This is a genomic window from Flavobacterium sp. UGB4466 (assembly GCF_903469665.1).
GTDB lineage: Bacteria > Bacteroidota > Bacteroidia > Flavobacteriales > Flavobacteriaceae > Flavobacterium > Flavobacterium lipolyticum.
In genome coordinates this window covers 1-5,489 of sequence record NZ_CAGKLC010000173.1, presented here as the reverse complement: position 1 = coordinate 5,489, position 5,489 = coordinate 1, and the positions used below count along the sequence as shown (strand labels likewise).

The following is a 5,489-nucleotide window of genomic DNA, read 5'->3' as shown; positions in this document are numbered from 1 at the left end:
CTTGTAGCGTATATTGTTTCTAATGTCGAGCAGAACGCAAGTGATTTAAGAGCTTATTTAAAACAGTCGTTGCCGGAGTATATGCTTCCGTCGTACTTTGTTCAACTCGAAGCCATTCCATTAACCACTAATGGCAAAATAGACAAGAAGTCCTTACCGAATCCGAAAGGGCTGAGATTAATGGGTTGTTTTGAATATGTAGCGCCACGGAATGAGCTGGAAGAGGATCTGGTAAAGATTTGGGAAGAAGTGCTGCAAAGGGATAAGATTGGAATATTGGATGATTTTTATGATTTGGGGCTGGACTCATTGAAGGCGATGAGATTAATCGCATTGGTTCATAAAAAATTAAATATTGACCTAAAAATTATTGACATTCTTGAGAATACTAACATACAAAACCTAGGAAAGAAAATTATTTTGATAAAAGATATTTTAAAATTACAGCAAGAAGGTAAAACAGTAACCTATAAAAACAAAATTGAAATCTAAATGGATAAATTAATCGCTCAATTATTAGAAAATGGTGTTTATCTTTCTAAAATCGGAGATAAACTCAATATTGAATTCAACAGCGATTCAATACCTGATGATTTATTATACAAGGTTAAAAAAAACAAAAATGCATTATTAGAGCACTTAAGTAGAGAGGATATAAAATCTAATTATGAGGACATTACTCCAGTCAAGGGACTGGAGCAATTTAAATTGTCATCAGGCCAAAGAAGGTTATGGATCTTGAGTCAGTTTGAAGGAGGTTCATTAGCGTATAACTTACCCGGAAGTACTTACTTGAAAGAAGGTATTGAAATTGAAAATTTCAAGAGAGCCATTGATTCCACAATTGATCGTCACGAGATCTTACGAACGGTTTTCAGGGAGGAGGAGTCTGGAGAGATCGGACAGCGGATATTGGAAAGGGAAGACCTAAACTTTTCAATCGAGTATATGGATTTTAGAAAAGAAGCAGACAAGAAAGGAAAGACAGAGGACTATATTACCGCAGATGCTTACCGGGCATTTGACTTGGAGAAGGGACCTTTACTCAGGGCAGCCCTGCTTCATGTAGAGGAAGAGGAGTATCTTTTCTACTTCAATATGCACCACATCATTAGCGATGGCTGGTCTAATGAAGTATTGTCCAGGGATGTATTCAAATACTATGAAGCTTACAAGGCAGACAAAGAACCTGATTTAAAGGAATTAAAAATCCAATACAAGGATTATTCAGCCTGGCAGTTGGCCCAGTTGAACCAGGAGTCATTTAAGGCGCATAGAGAATATTGGCTGGACAAGCTCTCAGGAGAATTACCATTGCTGGACTTGCCAAGTACCAAACAACGGCCTCAGGTTAAGACCTATAACGGTCATGGCTTAGCCACTTATCTAGACAAAGCAACAACAACTAAACTAAAAGGATATATCCAGAAGAATGGCGGCAGTCTTTTCATGAGCTTACTAGCCTCATGGAAGGTGTTAATGTATCGTTATACATCTGAAAAAGATATCATCATAGGAAGCCCGGTAGCGGGTAGAGATCATGCGGATCTGGAAGACCAGATTGGGTTTTATGTAAACACGCTGGCTTTAAGAAATGAGGTTGACCCTCAGGAAAGTTTTAACCATTTTTACCAGTCTGTAAAAGAGCATACTTTAAAAAGCTATAATCATCAAATGTATCCTTTTGATCGATTGGCAGAAGAGTTGGGACTTCAGAGAGATACAGGCAGAAGTCCGATTTTTGACATCTCGATCACCTATCATAATATTACGGAAAATGAAGACTTGGAGATATCGGATGATACGGTCATAAACCAGGTGTCGGATAATGGGCCTTTGAAGGTTAAGAATGATATAGAGCTGCATTTTGGAGAGGTTGGAGATTATATTTATTTCAAATTAATCTTTAATGTGGATGTCTATGAGCGCGAGATGATAGAGCGTTTAATGAAACATTTCAAAAATCTTTTAAATTCGATATTATCTTATCCTGAAGAGAAAATAGCACAAATAGATTATCTGTCAGAAGAAGAAAAAAATGAACTACTAGTTACATTCAATGATACAGTAGTTTCTTATCCAAAAGATAAGACGATTGTCGATTTGTTTGAAGAACAAGTTGCAAAGGCTCCGGACAATATAGCTATAGTATTTGAGGATATCGAATTGACGTATCAGGAACTTAATGAACGTTCCAACCAACTTGCAAATCTTTTGCGAGAAAATTATGGAATTACTACTGAGGATTTAGTAGGAATACAATTGGACAGAACGGAATGGGCGATTATCACTGTATTAGCAATATTAAAAGCAGGAGGGGCTTACGTTCCTATTGATCCTGAGAATCCATCTTCAAGAAAGGAACAAATTGTAAAAGACATTTCCTTAAAATTACTGATAACAGAGGCAAACTTCATTTATGATATGGATTTTTATGAAGGAGAATTGTTTGCCATTGATGTTGAGTTTGTGCCGGAAGATTATAGTGTTGAAAAATGCCCGGGTAAAATTGCTCCGGATAATCTGGCGTATGTGATCCATACGTCGGGATCCACTGGAAATCCAAAGGGGGTCATGATAGAGCATCATTCTTTGGTAGATTTATCGTATTGGCAAAAGTGTTATTTTAATCTGGATGTACCAAAGAAGATATCTCAAATGGGCTCATTTAGTTTTGATGCTTCGGTGGGAGAAAGTGTTATGGCACTCACAAATGGAGGAACATTAACACTGATTCGCAAAGAAAATTTTTCTCAATTGGTTGAAATTATCAATGAACAGAATATAGATGTAGTTGTAACAGTACCGTCTCTTTTGAAACAGTTGGATCCGGAAAAGCTTATCGCATGTCCAACCATTGTGTCAGTAGGAGAAAAATGTTCTTCGGAACTCTATCAGCGCTGGACAGAAAAATGTCATTTTGTGAATGGCTACGGCCCTACTGAGTATACGGTTTACTCTCACGCGTGGCATGGTATAGTTGATTCGTTGAGCGTTCCTATCGGTAAATCGAGGCAAAATCTTAAAACCTATATTCTGGATACAGATCGAGAGTTAACACCGTTGGGGGTTCCGGGCGAAATGTATCTTAGCGGGCCAGGTTTAGCGAGAGCGTATTTAAATAATAGATGGAAAACATTTTCAAGTTTTGTCCCTAATTATTTTTATTTGGATGAGATATACGTTGACAGAGGTGAGATTTCTAATACTGCCTTTAAAAAGATTGAGGCTCCACAATATCTAACAGTTAAAGAAATAAATGAACGGTTAGATTATGGATTATCTACAGAAGAGATCATTTTTGAAATTGAAAAGAATTTTGAGGGTAAACTAAAAAACGAGGCTATCCAATTAATAAAAGATAATGATTTAGAGAAAGAATTTACATCAACATTTTTGCGCTATTATTATGAAGGAATGTTTGATAATTATAAGGCTCAAAGTATCTCCTGGGAAGTTTTCCTGAAGCTCACTAACAATTTAGCTCCCTTATCAAAAGGTATAGATCTCGGATGTGGAAGTGGAGAACTTGTTCGTAGTATAAATGCAAATGGGACTTATCATATTACGGGTATTGATGCGAATCCCTTTTTCGTTAAAAAGCTGATCAACGATAAAATTAATGGGATCCTTTGTCGAATAGACATGCCTGTAAATGTATTTTTGAAAGAAAGTAAGTTACAAGCCAACTCTATGGACTTTGTGGTAAGTACTCTAACATTGGATCGTGTTCAGTACCCGAGTAATTTAGTAAGGAACATGTCAATGCTTTTGAGAGAAGGCGGTAGGTTTATACTAGGAACGTTATTACCAATTGTTGCCCATGAAGATGGTGAAAATCAAAGTGCATTTGATTATACAAAACAAGAAAATAGAATTACTCCCGGACTTAGTGAAAAAGAAGATCGATACTATCTGGTGGAAATGCTGTTAAAAGCGGGAATTGCAGATATAGAACTATTTCAGACCAAAATACAGGTAAGTAGTAAAAATGGAATGCAGGATTATACCCTTTTTATATTTTGTGGAAACAAGCAGGAAAAAACGCAAGTTGATCTGAACTATACCCGCATGTACAAAACAGGCGATTTGGGTCGTTGGCTATCTGATGGCAACATCGAGTTCATAGGGAGAAAAGACGATCAGATAAAAATAAGAGGACACAGGATAGAGCTTGGAGAGATAGAGCATGCTTTAGTAAAACATGAAGCTGTAAGTCAATCAGTTGTTGTAGCCAGAGAGAACGAGTCGGGAGAGAAAGAACTCGTGGCGTATATCGTTTCTAATGTCGCGCAGAATGCAAGTGATTTACGAACTTATTTAAAACAGTTGGTGCCTGAGTATATGCTTCCGGTGCATTTTGTTCAACTCGAAGCCATCCCATTAAACACTAGTGGTAAAATAGACAAAAAAGCATTACCTGACCCTGAAGGCGCAGGATTATCGAGCGGTGTTGAATATGTAGCACCGGGAACAGAACAGGAAAAGGTTTTAGTTTCGGTATGGTCAGCTGTATTGAAAAAAGAAGGCATCGGTATCAAGGATAGTTTTTATAATCTTGGGGGAGATTCCATCAAGTCAATTCAGGTGGTAGCCCGATTAAAACAACAGGGCTACAGACTTAAAGTAGAGCATCTTCTTCGAACGCCTATACTGGAAGATCTGGCAGGGTTAATGGAGCTGACCACCCAGGTTAGCGATCAAAGTGAAGTGAGCGGTGCTGTTGTGCTGACCCCAATCCAGGAATGGTTTTTCAAATCAGAGGAGATACAAGCACATGAGTACTTCAATCAATCTGTTTTACTGTATAGTAAGGAAGAGCTGGATAGCAGTATACTGGAGAAGAGCATAGAAGATTTGACGAGGCATCACGATGCCCTTCGTATGGTTTATAAACAGAATCAGGGAGTATGGGAGCAGTTTAATGGAGCTGTAAGCTCCAATCGCTGCATGATTCACTTCTATGACTTAAGAGAATCAGAAGCTGCTCAGGCTGAGATGGCACAACTAGGGGAAGCCCTGCAATCAAGTATCAACTTGTCTGAAGGTCCATTGTTGAGGGTAGCACATTTCAGGCTAAAAGACGGAGACCGTTTGGGTCTGATTGTTCATCACCTGGTGGTGGATGGCGTTTCCTGGCGTATACTTTTAGAAGATTTATCGAGTCTGTATTCCGGTTATAAGGAAGGTGCAAAAACAGCCTTACCGGCAAAGACCGATTCTTTCCAGCGATGGGCTTTGCTTCAAAAGGAATATGCATCAGGCAGCAAACTTGAAAAGGAGCGTGTTTACTGGCAGCAGGTTTGTGATCATCAGATTGCAGGCTTGGCGCAGGATAAAGCGGTAGAAGAAGGTCGTGCAGCTGTAATTGATTCTTCGGAATCTTTCGCTCTGGATCAGCATACCACAGGACTTTTGCAAACCCGTGTTCACGGAGTTTATAACACAGAGATAAACGATGTGTTACTGACAGGTCTTGGTTTAGCGCT

General features: G+C 38.6%; 2 protein-coding genes. Both read left to right on the top strand.

All coding sequences use genetic code 11. The annotated features are described in order from the left end of the window. A partial coding sequence (locus JO950_RS21040; RefSeq protein WP_237732413.1) for a phosphopantetheine-binding protein occupies positions 1-492 on the top strand: 492 nt, incomplete at its 5' end. Next, on the top strand, positions 493-5,489 hold a 4,997-nt coding region (locus JO950_RS21035), incomplete at its 3' end, for a condensation domain-containing protein (protein ID WP_202704401.1). It abuts the gene before it with no gap.